Source organism: Tamlana crocina, assembly GCF_012037625.1.
This window is the reverse complement of sequence record NZ_JAAVJS010000006.1, coordinates 1-22,891: the sequence shown is the minus strand read 5'-3', so window position 1 is coordinate 22,891 and position 22,891 is coordinate 1. Positions and strand designations below refer to the sequence as shown.

The 22,891-nt window shown below is 39.7% G+C and carries 18 protein-coding genes; 14 read left to right on the top strand and 4 right to left on the bottom strand.

Annotation, left to right across the window (positions count from 1 at the left end):
* Positions 1-17: 17 nt before the first annotated feature.
* Complete coding sequence (locus HC176_RS05460; protein ID WP_167917179.1) at positions 18-344, bottom strand: DMT family transporter; 327 nt, start codon at positions 342-344, stop codon at positions 18-20.
* Between the two features lie 292 nt (positions 345-636).
* Between HC176_RS05460 and folE the strand changes: the two genes are divergently transcribed.
* From folE to HC176_RS05410, 10 genes are all read left to right on the top strand, one after another.
* Positions 637-1,314: a GTP cyclohydrolase I FolE gene (gene folE, locus HC176_RS05455; RefSeq protein WP_167917178.1), complete on the top strand. Its 678-nt coding sequence runs from the start codon at positions 637-639 to the stop codon at positions 1,312-1,314.
* Between the two features lie 37 nt (positions 1,315-1,351).
* Positions 1,352-2,833 carry a cysteine--tRNA ligase gene (cysS, locus tag HC176_RS05450; RefSeq protein ID WP_167917177.1) on the top strand — a complete coding sequence of 494 codons (1,482 nt, stop codon included), beginning with the start codon at positions 1,352-1,354 and terminating at the stop codon, positions 2,831-2,833.
* A 137-nt stretch (positions 2,834-2,970) separates the two neighbouring features.
* Positions 2,971-3,192 carry a membrane protein insertion efficiency factor YidD gene (gene yidD, locus HC176_RS05445; protein ID WP_167917176.1) on the top strand — a complete coding sequence of 74 codons (222 nt, stop codon included), beginning with the start codon at positions 2,971-2,973 and terminating at the stop codon, positions 3,190-3,192.
* Between the two features lie 355 nt (positions 3,193-3,547).
* Positions 3,548-8,890: a DUF7379 domain-containing protein gene (locus HC176_RS05440; protein ID WP_167917175.1), complete on the top strand. Its 5,343-nt coding sequence runs from the start codon at positions 3,548-3,550 to the stop codon at positions 8,888-8,890.
* Positions 8,891-8,901: 11 nt separating this feature from the next.
* The gene (locus tag HC176_RS05435) at positions 8,902-10,137 is read left to right on the top strand and encodes a peptidoglycan-binding domain-containing protein (RefSeq protein ID WP_167917174.1); all 1,236 of its coding nucleotides are present in this window, start codon (positions 8,902-8,904) and stop codon (positions 10,135-10,137) included.
* Positions 10,138-10,153: 16 nt separating this feature from the next.
* Positions 10,154-10,504: a hypothetical protein gene (locus HC176_RS05430; RefSeq protein WP_167917173.1), complete on the top strand. Its 351-nt coding sequence runs from the start codon at positions 10,154-10,156 to the stop codon at positions 10,502-10,504.
* 4 nt (positions 10,505-10,508) lie between these two features.
* Positions 10,509-12,113 carry an FAD-binding protein gene (locus HC176_RS05425; RefSeq protein WP_167917172.1) on the top strand — a complete coding sequence of 535 codons (1,605 nt, stop codon included), beginning with the start codon at positions 10,509-10,511 and terminating at the stop codon, positions 12,111-12,113.
* Between the two features lie 24 nt (positions 12,114-12,137).
* On the top strand, positions 12,138-12,809 hold the full coding sequence (locus HC176_RS05420) for a hypothetical protein (RefSeq protein ID WP_167917171.1): 672 nt from the start codon (positions 12,138-12,140) through the stop codon (positions 12,807-12,809).
* Positions 12,810-12,829: 20 nt separating this feature from the next.
* Positions 12,830-13,843: a hypothetical protein gene (locus tag HC176_RS05415; RefSeq protein WP_167917170.1), complete on the top strand. Its 1,014-nt coding sequence runs from the start codon at positions 12,830-12,832 to the stop codon at positions 13,841-13,843.
* 27 nt (positions 13,844-13,870) lie between these two features.
* On the top strand, positions 13,871-14,281 hold the full coding sequence (locus HC176_RS05410; protein WP_167917169.1) for a hypothetical protein: 411 nt from the start codon (positions 13,871-13,873) through the stop codon (positions 14,279-14,281).
* Between the two features lie 256 nt (positions 14,282-14,537).
* On the opposite strand, the gene HC176_RS05405 is transcribed toward HC176_RS05410, so the two are convergent.
* Positions 14,538-16,001 (bottom strand): aminoacyl-histidine dipeptidase, encoded by a 1,464-nt coding sequence (locus tag HC176_RS05405; RefSeq protein WP_167917168.1) that lies wholly within the window; start codon positions 15,999-16,001, stop codon positions 14,538-14,540.
* Positions 16,002-16,100: 99 nt separating this feature from the next.
* On the opposite strand from HC176_RS05405, the gene HC176_RS05400 reads away from it, so the two are divergent.
* Positions 16,101-17,168, top strand: coding sequence for a DUF3810 domain-containing protein (locus HC176_RS05400; protein WP_167917167.1), 1,068 nt, complete (start codon positions 16,101-16,103; stop codon positions 17,166-17,168).
* Here the strand turns inward: HC176_RS05400 and HC176_RS05395 are convergent, their stop codons facing one another.
* Positions 17,169-17,969, bottom strand: coding sequence for a DUF6503 family protein (locus tag HC176_RS05395; protein ID WP_167917166.1), 801 nt, complete (start codon positions 17,967-17,969; stop codon positions 17,169-17,171).
* Between the two features lie 78 nt (positions 17,970-18,047).
* On the opposite strand from HC176_RS05395, the gene HC176_RS05390 reads away from it, so the two are divergent.
* Positions 18,048-18,890: a TrmH family RNA methyltransferase gene (locus HC176_RS05390; RefSeq protein ID WP_167917165.1), complete on the top strand. Its 843-nt coding sequence runs from the start codon at positions 18,048-18,050 to the stop codon at positions 18,888-18,890.
* A gap of 100 nt (positions 18,891-18,990) precedes the next feature.
* On the top strand, positions 18,991-20,223 hold the full coding sequence (locus tag HC176_RS05385) for a M48 family metallopeptidase (RefSeq protein ID WP_167917164.1): 1,233 nt from the start codon (positions 18,991-18,993) through the stop codon (positions 20,221-20,223).
* A gap of 264 nt (positions 20,224-20,487) precedes the next feature.
* Here the strand turns inward: HC176_RS05385 and HC176_RS05380 are convergent, their stop codons facing one another.
* The gene (locus HC176_RS05380; protein ID WP_167917163.1) at positions 20,488-21,339 is read right to left on the bottom strand and encodes a PPK2 family polyphosphate kinase; all 852 of its coding nucleotides are present in this window, start codon (positions 21,337-21,339) and stop codon (positions 20,488-20,490) included.
* A gap of 173 nt (positions 21,340-21,512) precedes the next feature.
* Here HC176_RS05380 and HC176_RS05375 point away from each other — a divergent pair, with 173 nt between their 5' ends.
* Positions 21,513-22,241, top strand: coding sequence for a hypothetical protein (locus HC176_RS05375; RefSeq protein ID WP_167917162.1), 729 nt, complete (start codon positions 21,513-21,515; stop codon positions 22,239-22,241).
* The last annotated feature ends 650 nt before the right edge of the window (positions 22,242-22,891 follow it).

The window sequence follows — 22,891 nt, the reverse complement described above, 5'->3', positions numbered from 1 at the left end:
ATGAAGGAAAAACATCCTTAATGAGACACGGCTTTCAGCCCGATTATAGACATAATCAATGTTGAAAGAAACAAAAGTCTTAAAAAAGTGGTAGGCTCGTTAAAAACAAAAATACCGACCAACACGGTACCCACTGCCCCAATACCTGTCCAAACGGCATAGGCCGTACCAATGGGCAATGTTTGCGTGGCTTTTACCAAAAGCGCCATACTTACAGCCAGTGTAAGTAAAAACCCTAAGTACCACAAATACATTTCATTTCCAGCAGACTCTTTTGCTTTACCTAAACAAAACGCAAATGCAACCTCAAAAAGCCCAGCGACAACCAATAATAACCAATTCATCTATTTTATTTTAAGTCATTAATTAACAGCAAAATAGTTTCATAAATAACCATTCGAGAACAAAACTAACCAAAAAACCAACAGACAAATTGTTGATTTTACATAAATTTAACGTCAAATTTTGTAAGTATTAAATATTTGCAAACACAAAAGCATAACAAAAGTATAATGCTTATCTTTGCAAACTAAATTTTTAACGGGTGTTAGTTAGCTTTTCAAAAACACAACTCGCTGAAACAAAGCCCTGTAGTTTAAGCAACGATACCGCATTGTTAAAAAAAATAAATGTAACATGAAATTCGACAGTAATTTAGAAGATTTTGACGCTATAGGAGACAACCACATCAGTACTTCTGAAGATACCCCCATGCGTAGCGATGCCTTTAAACTTTCTAATGAAGAGAAAATTGACATCATTAAAGATGACGTTCGACACATTATGGAAACCTTAGGCCTCGACCTTACCGACGATAGCTTAAAGGGCACCCCAAACCGTGTGGCCAAAATGTTTGTTAAGGAAATTTTTGGAGGATTAGATCCAGACAAAAAGCCAAGCGCTTCTACTTTCGACAATAAGTACAAGTACGGCGAAATGCTGGTTGAAAAGAACATTACATTGTATTCTACATGCGAGCATCATTTACTACCCATAGTAGGAAGAGCCCATATAGCTTATATTTCCAATGGCTCTGTAGTGGGGCTTTCCAAAATGAACCGTATTGTAGATTACTTTGCAAAGCGCCCGCAAGTACAGGAACGATTAACCATTCAAATTGTGCGCGAACTACAAAGCGTTTTGGGCACCAAAGATGTGGCTTGTATTATCGACGCCAAGCATTTATGCGTTAACTCAAGAGGTATTAGAGATATTGAAAGTAGTACGGTAACCTCAGAATTCGGTGGAAAATTTAAAGATATGGCAACTCGCCGCGAATTTTTAGATTACATTAAACTCGATACCAAATTTTAAGTTATTTCCCCCAACAAATAACCAAGCCCGCCCACTAATGCAACTTTATAAAGAACAACAGATAAAAATATACAATTCGTTAACAGGCAAAAAGGAAACATTTAAACCCATTGAAGAAGGCTACGTAGGCATGTACGTTTGTGGCCCTACAGTTTATAGCAATGTGCATTTGGGTAATGTACGTACCTTTATGTCGTTCGATATGGTTTTTAGATACCTAAAACATTTAGGTTATAAAGTGCGTTATGTGCGGAACATTACCGATGCCGGCCATTTAGAAAACGATGCCGATACCGGTGAAGACAAAATAACCAAAAAAGCGAGGTTGGAACAAATTGAACCTATGGAAGTGGTTCAGCAGTACACCGTCGATTTTCACAACATTTTAAATACCTTTAATTTTTTACCGCCCAGTATCGAACCCACGGCAACTGGTCACATTATTGAACAAATTGAACTCATAAGTAAAATTATAGAAAATGGTTTTGCTTACGAAGTTAACGGCTCTGTGTATTTTGATGTTCACAAATTCAATGAAACCAACCAATACGGCGAACTGAGCAAACGCAACCTTGAAGACTTAATACACAATACGCGCGAGCTCGATGGGCAAAGTGATAAAAAGAATCCACAAGATTTCGCCCTTTGGAAAAAAGCCGAACCACAGCACATTATGCGCTGGCCTTCGCCTTGGAGCGATGGCTTTCCGGGTTGGCATTTAGAGTGCACCGCAATGAGCACCAAGTATTTAGGCGACCAGTTTGACATCCATGGCGGCGGAATGGACTTAAAGTTTCCGCACCACGAATGTGAGATTGCCCAAAACCAAGCTGCAAAAGGCAAATCGCCCGTAAACTACTGGATGCATGCCAATATGCTTCAGCTAAACGGGCAACGCATGTCTAAATCCACTGGAAATACGGTAAACCCATCAGAGTTACTTTCCGGTAATAATAAGTTTTTCAGCAAAGCCTATTCACCCAGCGTTATTCGCTTTTTCGTGGCGCAATCATCATACCGTAGCGTACTCGATTTAACCGACGAAGGACTTTTGGCAAGCGAAAAAGGCTTTAACCGATTAATGGAAGCTGTTGGCCTTTTAGACGGACTTAAAACTTCTGAAACCTCGACGTTTGATGTTTTCGCCTGGAAACAAAAATGCTACGATGCCATGAACGACGATTTTAATTCGCCTATTTTAATTGCGCATCTGTTTGAAGCGGCTAAAAACATCAATCAAGTAAAAGAAGGTAAAGAGCATATTTCTGAAGCCGATTTACAAACTTTAAAAGATACCATTAACGGGTTTGTGTTTGATGTACTCGGACTTGTAAATAACACCAATAACAACTCTGGAACCGATAAATTGGCTGGTGCTGTTGATGTTTTAATTAAATTAAGACAAGAAGCTCGCGCTAACAAAGATTTTGCTCTATCTGATAAAATTAGAGACGAACTTGCCGAAATTGGCATTCAACTTAAAGACGGAAAAGACGGTACCACGTTTTCAGTAAATTAGTTGCATTGTTCGCCATTCTGAACTGTCACTCCCGGCACAATTGACGTATCTTTCAGAACCACACAAGTTACATTGAGTGAGCACGTAAAATAATCTCGATTCGCAATAATTATTGGAACGAGACAGGTCGACAACACATGAAAAAACTACTCATTGCGCCATTTTTGTTTTTAATAAAGGTGTACCAAACCTTTATTTCTCCGTTTACGCCCGCTACTTGCAGATACTCACCCACCTGCTCGAACTACACGAAAGAAGCGTTGCAAAAACACGGACTAATCAAAGGTGGATGGCTCTCAATAAAACGGATTTTAAGTTGTCACCCTTGGGGCGGATCGGGTTACGACCCTGTACCCTAAGGCCAATATGGAAAATCATTTTTCTATTCCCCCACAAAAAACCACAACCTAACTCTTTGATTATTAAGCTTTATTTAGTAGTTTTATAATCCTCCCCACATTATTATTCATTAATAGCGATGGTGTTTAAAAGCCTTTTTTAATCCCCAAAAGGCCTTTCCACACACTCAATTTTTCACTTATAAAGCATCGCTTTTTAAGTGGATTTGTAATAACAAATTAAACTAAATCGCTATGGTTGTTCACCAACACTTTTACCAAAGTTTTTTTTCTTCCTTTTTCATTTCAGCCCAGATAGAATCAGAAAACAAGCATTCTTTAGATAGTAATTCCATCATTCCTAAACACTAAACCCATGACAAAAAAAGCCAAAATAATAGGTTTAAAACAGGATGTTAAAACAGCTACGCACCTTATACCCAATACCCTTTCGCAACAGTTTGAACTAAAAACTTACATCGAGGTTTCGGCGACGCGGTCCAGCAACAATATCAATACCATAGAACTTGAGAACAACGATTTGGTTGCTATCCAATTTACCGACCAAACCGAATGGATTGGCCACCCCGAAGATGTGCAAGCTATATACGACAAAAAAACACAGATGGAACGTTCTATAGTGGATGAAGATTATATTTTCGACATTCAAATAACTACCGAAGACAACAGCCGCGGACTCATAAAACGTGCTTTAATAAGCGTATTTAGTGTGTTTTCACCAAAAGGTATTGCCAAAACAACAATGGAAGCCCTGGCTAAAAACTACGATAAAAAAATCCAGCCCAATCCGGGACTTTTTCGGTTAGATTCCAACTTCAACAAAATTGAATATTCGGTACCAACTACCCAAACCAGACCTTATTTGCTACTATTGCACGGTACTTTATCAACCTGCACTGATGCCTTTTTCAAACTGAATAGCAACAACAAGGCATGGAAAGACATTGTATCCATTTACGGCTCACGAATTTGGGCTTTAGAACACCGCACCTTATCGGTAAGTCCGTTGAAAAATGCACTCGATTTTTTAAACGATTGCCCTATTGGCTGCACCATTGATATTTTGAGTCATTCGCGCGGAGGAATTGTTGCCGATATATTGGCCAAATGCGATATACGAAATACCATAACTGGTTTTAGTGACAATGAAATTGCCGTTTTAAAACATGACGAAAACAAACCTAATCGCGAATTGATGCACGACATCAACAAAATGGCCAAGGAAAAAAAGATAACCGTAAACAAAGTGGTACGCGTGGCTGCCCCATCCAATGGCACCACTATTTTATCGCGGCGTGTCGATCACTTTTTCAACCTTTTGCTCAATGCCGTTTCACTGGCCTTTGGTATTACCAACCCATTGTACCAAAATGTAAAAGCCTTTTTGTTGGAGCTGGTTAGCCAAAAAGAAGATCTAGAAACCTTACCGGGTTTAAATGCGATGATGCCTGAATCGTTGTTTCAAAAAATGATGAATATTTCGGGATCAACCGTTGAAAGTGATTTGTACAATATTGCAGGAGATTCAGAAGTGGGCGGCGTTAATTTTAGTTCTCTAAAAGTGATTCTGGCCAATTTATTTTATCGCCAAGCGAACGATTTGGTGGTTGATACCAAAAGAATGGAGCATGGTGTGGTTAGAAAAAATGGCATTTACAAACACTTGGCGCAAAGCAGCGACACCAATCATTTTAATTATTTTTCAGCAAACGGCTCTTGTGCTGCCATTTTAGAAGCACTGCACGCTAATTCGGAAACTCCAGTAACATTATATAAAAAAGAACTTTATACCGATGGCGAACGCGGTATTTTACTGGACGCCCTCTCCCTTGACGGGGTTATCTTTTCACCCGAAAAAATTACGCGAGATGTGGTTTTTGTAGTTCCCGGCATCATGGGGTCAACCATTTCCAGAAACGGCGACCACCAATGGGTAAACATGCGAAAACTTAACGATGGTGGCATTTCCAAAGACCTTAACATTAGTGCCTCCAACGTAAAAGCCAGTGGTGTTATTGAAAAATATTATAACGATTTGGCCGAGCATTTATCGGGACAATACGATGTTATCACCATGCAGTTCGATTGGCGAAAATCGTTAAAGGATTCCGCTAAAATCCTCAAGCAAAAGGTTGAAGACATCCTAAACAAATACAATGTAAAGATTCATTTTGTGGCGCATTCTATGGGTGGCTTGTTGGTTCGCCAGTTTATGATGGATTTTCCCGATACGTGGTCAGCTTTCAAACAAAACGGCGCCAATAAATTCATCATGTTGGGCACGCCGTGGCTGGGTTCTTACCTTATTATGGAAGTGCTTACTGGGCACAGCAGACGCGTTAAACAATTGGCCGCCATCGATTTTAAAAACGATCGTGCCGATTTATTGAAAATATTCTGGAAATATCCCGGCATTTTTGAACTCCTTCCCATTGAAGAAGATCCCGAAAGGCCTTTTTGGGAGGAAAAATTCTGGAACGATCTGGATGCTCAAGCCGATTTAAAACACATGCCCACACCAAAAACAAATGCAAAATCCTTGTCGGGTTTTGAAAGCTACCGGAAGGACGTCATCAATTTCACCAATCAATTAAAGGGTGAAGATTTTACCAACATCTATTATGTTTGTGGGCAGGCCGACAAAACCGTTTTTGATTATTCATTGAAAAACAGGTTCCTTTCCAACAAAAAGAAATTGGTTTACAAAGCCACTTCGCATGGCGATGGCAGTGTCACTTGGGCTACGGGCATCCCCAAACAACTTCTCAACACCAACAGACTTTATTATACGCAAATTTCGCACGGCGACCTTTCTAACGAGCCAGAAATTTTCCAAGGCATTTCAGATATTTTATCAACCGGAAGCACCAATGCTTTGAGCACCCAAAAACCCATTACCAGAGGCGGTGAAATTATTTCTGAAATTTACGAAGCTCCAGAGCCCGTTTACAATTCTGAAGACGTTATCAACGCCATTTTCGATGTTAGGGAACAGAAAAAAACCGAAGCGACCACCTTTAATGTCAAGGTGATACACGGCGATTTAAGGGTAGCCTCCTACCCTGTTATGGTTGGCCATTTTTTCATGGATTTGATTTTAAGTGCCGAAAAGGCCTTAGACGATTATTTAGGAAACCGCCTATCCCAACGCATGGGCATTGGCTATTATCCAGGCCAAATTGGGGAAAGTGAAGTGTTTTTCAACCTAAATACCCAACCCAAAGGTGCCATTATTTGCGGACTTGGAAACACCGATGCTCTTACCAACTACTTACTTTCTAAAACAGTCCGTCAAGCAGTGCTAAAGTACGCGATGTTTATGCGAGACAATTACACCTTGCCAAGAGCTAAAAAATATGCTAAAGGGCTGTCGCTCGTGTTATTGGGTACGGGCTACGGCAAACTGCCTGTTGAAGATTCTGTTAAGGGTATTTTGCTCGGTATCGCCAAAGCAAACCAACGCATTATCGAAATGAAAGCTGGGCTAAAACCCATTCAGGACATTGAAATTATAAACTATTACGAGAGCATTTCCAGCGAGGCGTATTTTAGTTTATCGCGTCAACAAAATTCAGACGAGCGCATTCCGTTTGTCCTGCAAAAAGGCATCACGAAGCGGTCAGGTGCCAAAAAACGTCGTGTATTCCATACCAACAGTTACGATTGGTGGTACAACCTACACATTGACAGTTTAAAAGGCGACAACAGCAAGTGCGACACGGACAATGATATTACCGGTTTTAAGTATTATTCATCCGACAGTTTAGCGCGTGTGGAACAGGAAATGGTGGGCATCGGGCTTCATAAAATAAATTATTTGCTAAAGGAAATGTCCACCAGCTCGGTTTGGGATCAACGGCTTTCCAAATCCTTATTTGAAATACTGGTGCCCAACGATTTTAAAGGCAAATTTAGAGATCAAAACAATTTAGTGCTCAAGTTGGATAAATACGCAGCCCAAATCCCGTGGGAGCTCTTGCACGACAACACCACTACCGAAACCCCTGCTTCGGTTACTTCAAGTTTCATCAGGCAGTTGGTCACCGAAGATTCTTCTCGCTACAATTCGGTTTCACTAAACAACACCGAAGCTTTTATTGTGGGCGACCCCATTTACAACCAAAGCGATTTGCCACAGCTTCCGGCAGCTAAGGCGGAATCGGAATGGGTGGCCACAAAACTCAAAAAAGCAGGTTACAACACCAATGCGCTGGTCAATTCTACAACCAAAAACATTATGATGGAGTTGTTCAGCAGGCATTATAAAATTATGCATTTTGCGGGCCACGGCATTTACGACCCCGAAAATTGTAACGTGGGTATTGCCATTGGCGGAGGCATTTGCATCGACCCGGCCATGATCAACCAAATTGGCTACGTGCCCGAATTCATCTTTATTAACTGTTGCTATTCCGGTGTTTTAAATGCCAATGACGATGCCTACAGCAAAGACCGCTACAGGCTGGCCGCAAATGTAGGCACCCAACTTATTGAAATGGGCGTTAAAGCCATCGTTATTTCTGGTTGGGCCGTAAACGATAACGCCGCAAAAGTATTTTCGGAAACCTTTTACGAAAAAATGTTCCAAGGTTACGATTTTGGAAATGCTGTGCAGTTGGCGCGCTTCGAGTGTTACCAAAAACATAAAAGCTCGAATACTTGGGGGGCATACCAATGCTACGGTAACCAGTTTTATAAATTCAAAAGTCGAAGAAAGTTCAGCGAAAGCGAACAGGAATATGTTGTGGCATCTCAAATCCACACCGATTTGGATAATCTACTCATTTCCATTCGCGATAAAAAAGAAGATAAAATTTCTGCCCAAACCCGATTAGACAAATACATCAATTTGGCACAGGAATCCAATTTGCTCGACGCCATGGTTCTCGAAAAAGAAGCTATGATTTACGACGAATTGGGCATGAGCAATATTGCCTACGAAAAATATAAAGGCCTGTTTAAATTCGATAATGGCAACTATTCCATTAAGGCTTTAGAGCAGTATTGCACCGTGCAATCTTCACGCTTGAAAAATGATATCGAAGAAGCCAAAAAATCCAAAAAAGCAAATGCTGTTAAAGATACCATTTCGGCCTATCTCGACGAAATTAAACTACTGACCTTGGCCGGGCGTAATGCCAGCCGACTGAACATTGTGGGCAACACTTACAAACAAACGGCCCGCAATTTGCCCAAAAACGAAGAAATTGAATATTTACAATATGCTTTTGAGTATTACAAAGAATCTTTGGATACATCAAACGACAAATTTAGCGGCCAATATCTCGATGCCCTTTCAAACCTCATATTCATAGCACATATACTCGAAAGTTTGAACGGCAAAAAAATGCTCACCCTTTTAAAGGAAAGCAAAGCTTTTAAAAAGGTGAACAACCTTGAAAAATTCCTTGACGATTTCTACCAAGAACTTGATGATTTTGATAAAGCCGACCTCGATATTTCTGTGCTCATTGGCATGACCGAAGTGAGCTACGCCATTTTGTTGATAAACCCCGAAAACAAAAGTCACAGGGAAGATACCATTTTAAGTTGGTACAAGCAGATTTTTCAGCAAATATACAGTCAGCGTTACATCAATATTGAAATTGAACAAATTGATTTTCTACAACATTATGTGAAAAACAAAAAAATCAATGACAGCTTAAGAATGATAAAAAAAGAATTGAACAAATACTAAATCTGTTAACTATGCCCGTGTTATATTTAGGAAGTTGCGACGCCGGAAAACGGCCAAACAGGCGAACCGCTTATTTAAAACCCTACCATATCGACGGGCTTTTAATAGGAAAAGTGTCGTTTCGTGATGACGACCGCACCAAGTGGCGTTCCTTTCGCGAAAGCAGCGGCAACGATGTGCTACAATTGCAAAAATTTCTGCACGGTGCCGGTTTTATGCCCCGTTGTGCTTTTGATGGGGTGTTTGGTTATGTTACCCAAGCAGCGGTGAGGTTGTTTCAAGAGTATGTCCGAAGCACGGAAAATGTTCCGAGCATGGTTCCAGACGGCATTGTGGGTTCTGGTACTTGGTCGCATATCCACCGCTGGATTCAAGAAGGCAAAGTTTCAGAATGGGGAAAGCACTCGGCCAGCAATCCAACTCCGGAATATACCCATTGGATGAATTTGCTCAACCAAGCCAAGCAACATTACGTGGCCAACCCCGGCCCCATCTTAAAACATTTAAACAGTCTAACAAAAACCTACGCCACTAAAAAACCAAAAGACTGGGATTTTAGTAGCAACAACATCCACCTCATTGGGGTACGTCGCAAGCAGACCGAAAGCACCACTAGGCGGGATAATGACGACCTGTTTTTCCTGCTGATTAATGGGATGGTGTTTACCTTTTGGGGCTCTACCGACCCCAGTGTTGCCATGGCCCAACGGAAAGATGAAGCTTTTTTAATTGAAGGACAACATTCGTACCGGTTTGGGTGGCATAAAATTTCGGTGGAAAAGAAAATATACCGCGCCCTAAAACCTGCCGACCACAACGGCGTGATGATCATCCGCGATTGGGACAACGACAATGCCTTTACCAACAACGATATAAAAGTAACCGACAGCCAAGGTAAATTGAAAGGGCTACGAGTAAACCCTTCCATCAATATCCATTGGACGGGTGTTGGGCGTTCCAACTTTTCGGCCGGATGCCAAGTCATTGCCGGAAAAAGTTACCTGAACCATAAAAACGAACTTCAGGATTGCTCAAAATTTGCATCAACCAGTTATGGCGAACTTACAGATTCCGATAAAAAAACCAAAGGCGCTTACAACGTTTTTACCGATTTGGTGCTGTGCTACGCCCCACCAAATGTTACCCAATTGCACTATACCCTTGGGCGGGAAGAATCTTTGGATTTGTCGGCCAACTTTGGCGGCGATTTCGCTTCAAAAACCTTAAACCTTTTAAAATCTGTTTAAAACCATTCAAAAGAAAATGAAAAAACACATCAAAATACTCGCGCTGATTTGCATCTGTTTTTTATTCGTTTCCTGCTATTCCGTGAGGCTGCGAAGCATTAACGGTACTCCGCAACCCGATCCTTTAATGAGTCGAGACGATTACTATCGGGGCATGCAGGTTGTGGAACTCGACACCGTGATTAAAATTGACATAACCTCCAAAGATTTCACCTATTTAATTAAGGAAACCGATGCCTGTAAAACAGGAAAACTGCACACGGTAGAATTCAAAAACACCTTTGGAGGGTCGCTGTTGAGCGTGGTTACCTTAGGAAGAAAACGCAAAATGAAAGTAAAATACGTTTGTATGAAACCCACAAATTAACATTATGGCCACCACAAAAACACATAACCTAAAAGAATGGGACACCCTACATAATAATGGGCCATTTCCGCTGAAAAAACTCTACATCACCGAACTGGAGGGGGATGGGAACATGCCGAACAAAATAGACCGTTACAATGATGCCTCCAAAGAAATCCAAAGGTTAATCAAGGAAACCCGCGAGGCCAATCACGGATTTAGGGCTTACGGTTCGGCGTGGTCCATGAACAATATTGCACACCACCGCGACCGCATGCACTACAATGGGTTTATGAACCTTCACATGCCCATTGAAAATAACAACTGCCATGGCAGCACAACTTTTGAAGCTTCCAATTTGTTTTTGTTTGAATGTGGCACGACCATAAAACGGATTTCGGAAGTGCTTTCCGCCCACGGAAAATCGTTAAAAACCACGGGCGCCAGTAACGGACAAACCATTGCGGGGTGCATTTCTACCGGCGTACACGGCTCTGCTCTTGGAGTTGGTGCTGTACAGGATTATGTTGTGGGCATCCATTTAATTACGGGGCCAAACGAAACCGATAGCGTCTATTTGGAACGACAGTCCGCACCCGCGCTTAACGATGCTTTTGCTGAAAAATTCAGTAAAAAGATAATCCGTGATGATGATTTGTTCAATGCCGCTTTAGTCGGACTGGGTGGTTTTGGCTTCATCCACAGCATAGTGATTGAGGCCGAACCTAGATTTCTGCTGAACCGTTATGTAAAAAAAATTGACAAAAATGTAGCTCTGAAATTGGCCGATACGATGGATTTTAAAAATTCAACCTTCAAAATTCCAGAAGAAACCACTCCCGACGGCCATGGCAAAACACCGTACCATTACAAAGTATTCATCAACCCCTACAGCAACGAGCCCGAATATGTGGTGGAACTGATGTACAAAGCGCCGTTTAAAACCGACTACAAAGACCCCTTCCCCATTATCAAACAATCGCTTTACCGCGATTTGATTTATCTGTTCACAAAAATGGCCGAAAATTTTCCGAAGAGTATTCCGTGGTTGGTAAAACGTCTTCGAAAATCCATTCTACCAAAAGTGGACGAAAATTTAACGGGTACCGTGCCCGAAATTTTCTGGGATGCCCCGTATCAAGGGCCTGCTTTTGCCTGTTCGGTGGGGATTGACCATAAAAACTCATCGAAAGCCCTAAAATTATTGGCCGATTTAACCAAAAACGAAGGCCCTATTCCAGGTATTTTCGCCATGCGTTTTGTAAAGCAAACCCAGGCCACCTTGGGCTTTACCAAATTCCCAATTACCTGTGTCCTGGAAATTGATGGCGTGCTATGGAAAAAAACGCGAAGAATTATGAGCCTTAAAGAATATTCGAGGCGTATTATTGAAGTTTTGCAAAAAAACAACATTCCGTTTACACAACATTGGGGCAAAAATAGTGATTGGGCATTCCCAAACTTGGTTAACGACATGTACGGCGAAAGTGTAGTAAACGAATGGAAAACACAACGGAAAAAATTACTTAGCGATGAGATGCTCACTTTTTTTTCAAATGATTTTTTGAATAGCACTAAACTTTCCGAAAAGGTTACAGGAATGGACACTGATGATGATTTAATTGTTTAGTCCATAATTTAAAACCATCGAGCCATGGAAGAACAAGAAAAAGACACTGCCAAATTCCCACACAAAACCCTAATTTGGGCGGTATTTGGCCTAATCGCTATATTTTTATTCAAACCGGAATTAAAATTATTGATTTCGCACGCCGAAAATGTAAGCGTTTTTGGAGTGGAGATTACGGCCAGCAGAGAAAAAGTACGAAAGCTGCACGATTCCATTCAAAATTTTGAAAGTACCATCGCCGATTTATCGAACCAACTGACCAATCAACAAGATAAACTAAAAAATTTAGACAAGCTTAAAACCAAACTTGAAAACGATTTGGCCGAATGCCCTAAAGCCAAAGAAGCTTCGGCCTTACTCAACAAACAGGTTAGGCAACTGTCAACCACCAACCACGAATTAATCAACAAATCAGATCAATTGGCCAAGTCCAGCATTTTAACGGTAAACCCAGACATTTTTAAACTGAACACCTATACTGTAAAACTCGTTTTGCCTTCAAACATGATTGGCGCCGATATTTATGTTGATTCCAAAAAAGCAACGGTTGTAAAAACATCGGGGGTTTATGCCACAGTTAGAGTTATTAAAAAAAACGACAGCCACAAATTCGATATAAAATTAGGAAACAAACGATGCAGTACACAGCGGCTCATTACAGAAAACAATACACAAGTCCCCATAATATGTAATTAAACAAATCAATACTTTAAAACATGGCACAGTATCTCAACATTTTGGTTAAAACATTTGGCTTTATAGCGTGCATCACGGTATATTTATCTACCAACCTGTTTGCCCAAAATAGCAACGTGTATGTTTGGGATTTTAAAACCAGCGAACCTGCCATTAAAAAATTTGCTTCAAAATTCACCGACGATTTCGAAACCGAACTGATAAAACTGGATAAGTATACCGTGCTACAAAGGCGAAACCACAATCTGGTTTTGGCACATCGGGATATGGAAAACCAAATTTCGAACGTAAAAAACTTGCCAACCGAAACCGTGGACCAACTTAAAAACCTGAGAGCCGAAACGGTTATTTTCGGGCAATTGATTGACGATGTAGATGGCCATGTTTATGAAGTATCTGTTTTTTTCCAGAATTTGGAAAATGGCGAAATCCCTAAAAAAGAAAGCATCATTATCGATAAAACTACCATTAACAGCAATTCTGCCCGCAAAAGGTACATGAAAGACCTTATAACCAAACTTCATTTCAAGGAAATTTTGGAGGCTAAAAACGAACAGTTCAGCATCATTTCAAAAAAATTGGACACCTACATTGTAAAGGCTAAAGATGTGCATATCGCATTTCGCGACATTATAGATATCGCCCTAAAAAACGAAGCATACTTTGAAGAACTGGAAACCATAATAAACGCCTACAACAACATTTTTATTGATTGGAATGACAACGGTGAAAACTACCTTTTAAGTTTTGAATCGGTTTGGAGTAGTAATTACGGAAGAGAATTGCAATCTATTTACGATGATATGATTAATGACATTCATAAAAAACACATTCTTAAATTGAACAACGTTCGAAAAAAAATATTGGATTATCGGGCAAATCAAAACAAAAGGGAACGGGAAAGACTGAAAGAAGATATCATTTGGAATTCGAAAAATTCTTCAATAGGTTTAAATACCGCCATTGATAATGTTGAAGACCAAATACAGCGGTTTTATTTCAAACTAAAGGAAGATTTAAGGACCGAACCATAAACGATTAACCATTTAAAATTAATAGATATGAAAGTATTTTATTTAATTAAAAAGTCACTAATAATTAGCCTTTTAAGCCTTATTTTGGCATGTGGCGCCGAAACGATTGCCGCCATTGTTTTTATACCGGCTTTTACCGCAACCTGGCCAGTGGTTGGTGGAAATGGCTACTCTTTTTCTATACAAAGCGATGAAGAAGGAGAAGAATCGGGCGAAATTTTTGGTGCAGAAATTGACTATCCAAATGATATTGATGGGTTAGAAAATCCGTTTACAGGAAGTTTTAATGGTCTTGACATTGAATTTACCGTAACGAGAGATGATGATTCTAAAGTTAAATTTAGTGGTAAAATGGTTCCAAAAAGTAACGAAGACCATCAAATTATCAGATACAATTTGAGTTCTCCCGAAGGAAATATTGTCTTAAGTTTTGATTGATGCAATGATTATTTGGGTAATTGCGACTTTGATTTTAGATTGAAAACCTGTTTTTTCTAATTAAATCAAAATCTTACTACAAAATTGATTTATAACAAAAAAAGCATTATTTAAATGTTTCTTTTTAGAGGCAGATTGGGATGCTTACTTTATGTTTCACTAAAATAATGCTTTTAAAACACCTTTGTTTTTTCATTTCAAACCTAAGAAAAATATCGATTAAAAACAAATAAATCCGACAAAAAGTTAGTTTTCGTTATTTTTCAGAAGGAATATTCTTTAAAACCTCTAACACAAAAGTCCAATATTTTTGAACCGATGAAATTTGGGCACGCTCGTCGGGTGAGTGTGCGCCTTTAATGTTTGGTCCAAAGCTAATCATATCCATATCAGGATAATTTTGGCCTAAAATGCCGCACTCTAAACCAGCATGGCAAGCAGCAACGTGTGGTTTTTCACCATTCAATCTTTCGTATATAGGCACCATGACTTTCAATATTTTTGAATCCATGTTAGGCTGCCAGCCCGGGTACTCTCCCGAAAACTCCACCTCACAACCCGTAAGCTCAAAAGTAGCACGTAGGGTATTGGCTAAATCGGTTTTAGCGCTTTCTACAGACGAACGGGTTAAGCAGCCCACTTCAATGTTTCCGTTTTTTACTAGAACTCGAGCTATATTATTAGACGTTTCAACTAAATCCGGCATATCGGCGCTCATGCGATACACCCCGTTTACAGCGGCATAAACCGCTCTAGTAAACCCTTCTTGAACCCCCAAATCCATGATATGTTTTGGGGTTTCGGTTTTTAATATTTCAATGGTTAAATCAGGTTCGGTAGTTTTAAACTCTAATTTTATAGCCTCTGCGAGCTGATTAATTTCAGATAAAAATTGTTGCTCCTTAACCGCATCAATGGCCACAATGGCCTTGCTTTCGCGCGGAATGGCGTTTCTTAAACCGCCACCATCAATTTCAGAAATCCGCAGTCCGAAATGCTCAAACCCGTCAAATAGTAATCGATTCATTATTTTATTGGCATTGCCTAGGCCTTCGTGGATTTGCATGCCTGAATGTCCGCCTTTCAACCCTTTAACCTTAATTTCGTAGCCTATTTTAAATTCGGGTGTTTCTTCCTCTTCATAATTTCTTTTTGCCGTAACATCAATTCCTCCGGCACAACCTACTCCAATTTCATCGTCTTCTTCGGTATCAAGGTTCAACAAAATACCGCCTGAAAGGAGTCCGCCTTTTAATCCCATAGCTCCTGTCATCCCGGTTTCTTCATCAATGGTAAACAACGCTTCAATGGCAGGGTGCTCAATATCGTTGCTTTCTAAAATAGCCATAATGGTGGCCACCCCCAGACCGTTATCAGCGCCTAGCGTTGTGCCCTTGGCCTTTACCCAATCGCCATCCACATACATGTCGATGCCTTGCGTATTGAAATCGAACTCCGTATCGTTATTTTTTTGGTGTACCATATCGAGGTGCGATTGCATTACCACAGTAGTTCGATTTTCCATACCCGGAGTTGCCGGTTTTTTTATAATGACATTGCCCACTTTATCAACTAAAGTTTCCAATCCCAAGTTTTCGCCAAATTCTTTCATAAAAGCAATAACCCGTTCTTCTTTTTTGGAAGGACGTGGCACGGCGTTTAAATCGGCAAATTTATTCCAAAGTGCAGTAGGTTGAAGTTGTCTGATGTCTTGGCTCATTATTTTGATGTTTTTATTCGAACAAAGGTAACAAAAACGAGAATGAACATTTACAAATGAGGGAAGCTTAAAAGTACAAAATTTCATTATTTTTGAAACATGCTGAAAAACAAGAAAAACCTACTAGCGCTGTCGTTGGTTCCGCAGTATTTTTTAGTGAAACTAATAGCACTTTTCCCCGAGTTTATTGAGCGGTTTTACAGTAACGGTCTGTACCCTATAATATCTAAAACTTTCAGGTATACCTTGGGCTGGTTGCCGTTTTCGTTTGGCGATGTGGTGTATGCCATGGCTATAATTTATGTGCTGCGCTGGCTGTATAAAAACCGTAAACGTCTGCGAAAAGACACCCTAAATTGGTTGCGCGATGTGGCTGCGGCATTGGCTGTAGTTTACTTTGCGTTCCATGTGCTTTGGGGCCTTAACTATTACCGACTGCCCTTACACAAAAACTTGAATTTAGAATCCGATTATACCACTGAAAAATTGGTTTTGGTCACAGAAAAATTAATTAAAAAAGCGAACCACATCCATTTACAAATTGCTGAACACGATAGCTTAAAGGTGGATATGCCCTTTGGCATAAATACCATTTTAAAGGAGGCGCCGTTGGGCTACGACCGTTTGAAAGAGCAATTCCCGCATTTGGAATACCATCCGAGAAGTGTAAAAAAATCATTGTTCAGTTATCCCTTAACCTATATGGGCTTTAGCGGCTATTTAAATCCGCTTACCAATGAAGCCCAGGTTGACGGACTGATTCCCTCCTTTAAATTCCCCACAACCACAACCCACGAAATTGCACATCAATTGGGTTATGCGGCCGAAAACGAGGCCAATTTTATTGGTTGCTTAGCAGCTATAAATCATGAAAATATTTACTTTAATTATTCTGGATACACCTTCGGGCTGCGATTTTGTTTAAATGAAATTTATCGACGTGACGAAGCACTTTACGAAACCATGGTTGAAACCGTGAACCCTGGAATTTTAAAGAATTACAAAGAGGTCCGGGAGTTTTGGGACGAACACCAAAACCCTGCCGAACCTTTTTTTAAATTATTCTACGGTAATTTTCTAAAAGCCAACCAACAGAGCAAGGGTATGGAAAGCTACAATTATGTAGTGGCCCTGCTGGTAAATTATTTTGATGGCATTAATTTATAACTACTCTAAAACAGTAGCGCCTTCGGGCACTTTAAACCAGTCTGCATTCGGTTTTTCTGCAGATACCGATACTTCTGAAAAATGATTTTCGCTATGCACGGTAGTTGGTAAGTTATTTTCGTAATTATATCTAACTATGGTTTTAGGCAGCAACAAGCCGTTAATTTCCAACCAATCGCTATATTTTCTAAAGTGAAGTTCGGGCTCTTTTTCTCCTGTAAAAAAGGTAACGGTATAGCCCAACCATTCCATTTTATAAGTTTCAGGATTGTAATACAGCACATATTCATCTTCTGGAGATTCTCCAACGCCACTTTGGTACGCTATTCTAATGCCTGGATATGATAGGCCTTCGAACACCAAAGGCTCTGCTTCACTGTAAATAATACCATCATCGGCCAATACAAAAGGCATGGCATAGAAATAGAACATTAAATTATAGTAAAATTTGGCATTGCCTTTGTATTCGGCCTCACTTTTATTTAGCAGCCAAGCTTGTTTACCATCGAAACCAATGGCGTGCTCTGGCATATCGATAAACGACTTCCGGTTTTTTAAATTTACGGTGGTTACTTCTCTCCCATCGGGTTTTTCCATGGTAAAAGAAAGTGACTTCATTTTGTTCCACTTGTTTAGTCCGCCATGCGCATCAAACACCTTTACTAATGCTTCTGGATATTTCGAGGGTTTGCTTTGCTCCTTGATAGTATTTTGGGGTGTCGTTTCAACAGTCGTTTCTGAAGTTTTGTTTTTACAAGATAAAATAAATAAGGAAATGGATAGTAGTACTAGTTTTTTCATTTTGTTTGAGGTTTATTGCTTTGACGAAGATACTATCACTTGATTACATAAAAAAAGGATTATTTTTGCGCATATATTATGAAGGAAATTACAAGCACCAATAATAGTTTAGTTAAACAACTGGTCCAATTAAAAGACAAATCGCGCGAACGTAAAAAATCGGGCACATTTTTAATTGAAGGCCAACGCGAAATCGAATTAGCCATTAAGGGCGGTTATGCCTTGGAAACTGTATTGTTTTGCGCGGAGTTATTTCCGGAAGAGCAGTTGAACAATTTACTTTTGAATGTTGAATTGAACGGTCACACTGAGCGCAGCCGAAGTACCGTAGAATATCCAATTACAGTCATTGAAATCTCAAAAGAAATCTATCAAAAATTAGCGCATCGCGGTACTACCGAAGGCATTTTAGCCGTTGCAAAAACTAAAACACATGACGTTAAGGATTTAGTTTTTAACAATGAAAGCCCTCTCATTTTAGTGGCTGAAGCACCCGAAAAACCCGGAAATATTGGAGCTTTGCTACGCACTGCCGATGCCGCAAATGTTGATGCCGTGATTATTGCCAATCCCAAAACCGATTTGTACAACCCCAATATTATCCGCTCGAGTGTAGGCTGTGTATTTACAACGCCCATTGCTATGGGAACGACTGACGAAATTATTTCGTTCTTACAATCGAACCACATTAATATTTACTGCGCCGCGTTACAAGCTTCGGTAGATTACCATACTCAAGATTTCACTAAACCTTCAGCCATTGTAGTGGGCACCGAAGCCACTGGATTAAGCGAAGCCTGGAGGCAACATTCTACCCAAAACATCATCATCCCCATGCAGGGCGAAATTGACTCGATGAACGTTTCAGTTGCCGCGGGAATTCTTATTTTTGAAGCCAAAAGGCAACGGAATTTTGAATAACCCATCGTGCTCGAACTCGTTTCTGCATTACATCCTTCTTAATATCCGATGCGACCCTGAAACAAGTTCAGGGTGACGTTAAAAGACTTAAAAAACAAACATGACCGCAAACACCCTATTTTACATCATCATAGCCATAATCGTTATCAACTATTTGGTTGACAAAATTTTGGACGCCCTGAACGCCAAGCACTTTAAGGACGAACTGCCCAAAGAAGTGGCCGATGTATACGATGACGCCGAGTACAAAAAATCGCAAAATTACAAAGCCACCAAATATCGATTCGGATTGATTACTTCGACATTTTCGGTGGTGCTAACGCTTGCTTTTCTAATTTTTGACGGGTTTGAATGGATAGATAACATCGCCCGTAGCTATAGTAGCAATCCCATTATTGTGGCTTTGATTTTCTTCGGAATTATCATGATTGGCAGCGATATTTTAACGACTCCATTTTCATATTACAGCACTTTTGTAATTGAAGAAAAATTCGGATTCAATAAAACCACGTTAAAAACCTTCGTTTTGGATAAAGTAAAAGGTTGGTTGATGATGGCTATTCTTGGCGGCGGTATTTTGGCACTTGTGGTGTGGTTTTATCAAATTTCGGGGAGTCAGTTTTGGCTGTATGCTTGGGGCTTGATTACCATTTTTTCGGTGTTTATGAATATGTTTTACTCCAAATTGATTGTTCCGTTGTTTAATAAACAAACGCCCTTGGAAACAGGTAGCTTGCGCGATAAAATTTCGGCATACGCACAAACGGTGGGCTTTAAACTCGATAAGATTTTTGTGATTGATGGCTCGAAGCGAAGCACAAAAGCGAACGCTTATTTTTCAGGTTTTGGAAGCGAAAAACGGGTAACGCTTTACGATACTTTAATAAATGATTTGGAGGACGAAGAAATTGTGGCGGTTTTAGCGCACGAAGTGGGACATTACAAAAAGAAACACATCATTTTTAATTTGGTGGTTTCGGTTTTAACCACAGGCGTGATGCTTTATGTCCTGTCTTTGTTTATTTCGAGTCCGTTGCTATCGAACGCATTGGGGGTTGAAATCCCCAGTTTCCACATTGGTTTGGTGGCCTTTGGTATGCTTTACGCCCCTATTTCTGAAATTACTGGATTGATTATGAATTGGTTTTCGCGAAAATTTGAATACCAAGCTGACGACTATGCCAAAAACACCTATAAAGCTGAACCACTGATTACATCCTTAAAAAAACTGAGTAAAAACAGTTTGAGCAATTTAACGCCGCATCCGGCTTACGTGTTTATGCACTACTCGCATCCTACTTTACTACAACGGATCAAGAATTTAAGGAAGTAGCTTGTATCTCTCGCAAAGGCGCTAAGTCGGAAAGTTTTTTAGGCTGAGTTGGAAAGCCTAATCTGTAAGTTGCTTTTATTCGCACCATTAACAAATGTTTCCAAATGCGTTAGCGATTGAACGGTTTGTTTGAAATCCTTTTTAAAACTTTAAAAAATTAATTTTGATTGGAACCAAAATTAAACAGATTGCCACAGTCGTACCTCCTTCGCAATGACATTTTAAAAAGATTGAGTAGTGAAAGCGCGTTAAAACGCCCAAATACTACTCATTTTCCAATTGCTTTTTATAAGCTTCAATATTGGCTTTAATATCGTCGTGCAGTTCGGGCTCTTTTATATCAGCATAGGCACTCAAGGTATCGTACAAAGTTTTCGCCACCAAATAGCGCGCGGTGGGCTTATCATCGGCCGGAATGGTGTACCAAGGCGCATGGGGTTTCGAGGTTTTGTTTATGGCCTCTTCATAACAATGCTGGTATTGGTCCCAAAGCTCACGCTCTTCAAGGTCGCCAGGCGAGAATTTCCAGTTTTTTTCAGGTTTGTCCAATCGGCGTAGCAATCGGTTTTTCTGTTCTTCCTTAGAGATGTTGAGAAAGAATTTAAAAATGATGGTACCGTTATCGGCCAAGTGTTTTTCAAAGTTATTTATCTGCTCGAAGCGCTTTTCCCAAAAAGTCTCGTCAATGTCGTCAACAGAGTTAACATTCGGAATTTTTTCGCCCAAAATATATTCGGGGTGTACACGTGTTACCAAAACGTTTTCGTAGTGCGTTCGGTTAAAAACCCCAAATTTACCCCGTTCGGGCAGGGCTAAGTAGTGGCGCCAAAGGTAATCGTGCCCCAATTCTTTGTCGGTAGGTACTTTAAAACTGTGTACCATAACTCCGCGGGCGTTAAAATCTTTAAATATTTCGCGGATTAAGCTATCCTTACCCGCTGTATCCATCCCTTGCAAGCATACCAAAACGGCATATTTATCGTGCGCATACATGGTGTTTTGCCAATCGCCCAATTTTTTCCGAATTGATTTAAGCTTCTTTTTAGCGTTGTGAATTTCAACTTTTGTTTTAGTATTTTTCAGTTTTATGGGAGAAGTGACTTTGTATTTATCCATGCTTAGTGTTTTATGGGAAGCTTAAATATAAAAAATGTATCGGATAATGGGCTGCGAAAATCTAATTTCATTCCCATTGATTTTTACAATGCCCTAATTTCGATAAACGGCACAGGTGTTTATACATATTTTCATACTTTCGCCCAACCTATTTATGTAACCAACCCCAAACCATGAAACATTTTTATTTTCTATTCTTTCTATTTTCGTACGTAATAACGTATGCCCAAACCCATTGTGACGAAGCCAATGGCTATTTAGTGAATGCCTATTCGCACGTAAAGGATTCTTATGAAGCCAACAACATTAGCCATTTAAAATATTACGCCAACCGATCGTTGGAATCGTTTAAGCTGTCGAAGAAAAATCTTGTCGAATGTGGTTGCACAACTGCACTTTCCCTAATAAAAAAAGGTATTGACCATCTCGCTATGGTTGAAACGGCTGAAACTTATGAGGACGGCCGTTTTTTTGTGAAACGCGCCCGCGAAATTGCAAAAGAAAGTATTGTTGAATTGGATAAATTCACCGCTTCCTCCAATAAAAACAAAGAATTGACTGCGTTGGAGCTTGAACAAAAACAACTTGAAGAACAACAATTGGCACTGAAAAAAAAAGAAGAAGCATTAAAACTGAAATTGGCCGCGCAGAAGTTAAAGTCGGAAGTTTTTGAAAAGGAAAAAACAATTAAACATTACAAATCAATTATTGCTTCAAATATTAAAACCTTTAACAGTACATTGCAAGTTTGTGATTGCAAGCATAGTTTGCTGAGTTATGATGACAAAGAAACTGGCCTTCAACAGAAAAACATTTCAGAAATTAAAGACCATTATCTGAATGATTTAGAAAAGTTAACCAAAAGCTATCTAAGCACTTTGGCTTCTTGCGATAAAAATTAAAACTTGGATAAAAAGTCAATTACATCAGAAACAGAATCTAAATCAAGGTTCTGTTTTTTTATTGACACTAAACACCAATAATAAAATATTAATGACTATAAGAATGCTGAGTACGAGTAGTAATTTCATCTTTAGCTGGTTTAGTATTTACTAGATGCAAGCTTTTTAAAAAGGTTGCGTGGAAAATGAAAATATTTTTGGTTTAATAATTGGGCGGCCTAAATTAACTTAAACCTAACTTCAAAAAAGAAAATAAATTGTATTAAGACCGCCCAAAATGACTAACTCAAATAACAAATTAATTTTATTAGATAAAGCAGTTAGTTGCAGCTTACGCCATAACCACCAACAACTACGTCAATTGAACCATTAGCATCTAAATTTGCTTCTAGGATAAACTCGACGCCGTTTATGGCTATGGTGCAGGTATTTGGCGAAATATCTCCTAAATTGTGTGCATACAGCGTTACGTAGTTAAAACCATTACTGTCAAAATTATAGATTGTTGAAATCGGGTTAAATGGACACTATCCCGAGAAGTGTGTAAGTTATAAATCGAGGGTTTGGCTTGATTAAAGCCGGACCCTTTTTTCAAATATAGTCAAAAACTGGTTTAAAATAATGCCCCAGTTCCTAATGGGCATCGACCA

Excerpts from the sequence above, each read along its gene's own strand:
- HC176_RS05380 (WP_167917163.1), bottom strand. The coding sequence starts at position 21,339 with ATGGATAAATACAAAGTCACTTCTCCCATAAAACTGAAAAATACTAAA.
- HC176_RS05425 (WP_167917172.1), top strand. The coding sequence starts at position 10,509 with ATGGCCACCACAAAAACACATAACCTAAAAGAATGGGACACCCTACAT.
- HC176_RS05440 (WP_167917175.1), top strand. The coding sequence starts at position 3,548 with ATGACAAAAAAAGCCAAAATAATAGGTTTAAAACAGGATGTTAAAACA.
- HC176_RS05420 (WP_167917171.1), top strand. The coding sequence starts at position 12,138 with ATGGAAGAACAAGAAAAAGACACTGCCAAATTCCCACACAAAACCCTA.
- cysS (WP_167917177.1), top strand. The coding sequence starts at position 1,352 with ATGCAACTTTATAAAGAACAACAGATAAAAATATACAATTCGTTAACA.
- folE (WP_167917178.1), top strand. The coding sequence starts at position 637 with ATGAAATTCGACAGTAATTTAGAAGATTTTGACGCTATAGGAGACAAC.
- HC176_RS05415 (WP_167917170.1), top strand. The coding sequence starts at position 12,830 with ATGGCACAGTATCTCAACATTTTGGTTAAAACATTTGGCTTTATAGCG.
- HC176_RS05400 (WP_167917167.1), top strand. The coding sequence starts at position 16,101 with ATGCTGAAAAACAAGAAAAACCTACTAGCGCTGTCGTTGGTTCCGCAG.
- HC176_RS05395 (WP_167917166.1), bottom strand. The coding sequence starts at position 17,969 with ATGAAAAAACTAGTACTACTATCCATTTCCTTATTTATTTTATCTTGT.
- HC176_RS05385 (WP_167917164.1), top strand. The coding sequence starts at position 18,991 with ATGACCGCAAACACCCTATTTTACATCATCATAGCCATAATCGTTATC.
- yidD (WP_167917176.1), top strand. The coding sequence starts at position 2,971 with ATGAAAAAACTACTCATTGCGCCATTTTTGTTTTTAATAAAGGTGTAC.
- HC176_RS05375 (WP_167917162.1), top strand. The coding sequence starts at position 21,513 with ATGAAACATTTTTATTTTCTATTCTTTCTATTTTCGTACGTAATAACG.
- HC176_RS05435 (WP_167917174.1), top strand. The coding sequence starts at position 8,902 with ATGCCCGTGTTATATTTAGGAAGTTGCGACGCCGGAAAACGGCCAAAC.
- HC176_RS05405 (WP_167917168.1), bottom strand. The coding sequence starts at position 16,001 with ATGAGCCAAGACATCAGACAACTTCAACCTACTGCACTTTGGAATAAA.
- HC176_RS05410 (WP_167917169.1), top strand. The coding sequence starts at position 13,871 with ATGAAAGTATTTTATTTAATTAAAAAGTCACTAATAATTAGCCTTTTA.
- HC176_RS05390 (WP_167917165.1), top strand. The coding sequence starts at position 18,048 with ATGAAGGAAATTACAAGCACCAATAATAGTTTAGTTAAACAACTGGTC.
- HC176_RS05460 (WP_167917179.1), bottom strand. The coding sequence starts at position 344 with ATGAATTGGTTATTATTGGTTGTCGCTGGGCTTTTTGAGGTTGCATTT.
- HC176_RS05430 (WP_167917173.1), top strand. The coding sequence starts at position 10,154 with ATGAAAAAACACATCAAAATACTCGCGCTGATTTGCATCTGTTTTTTA.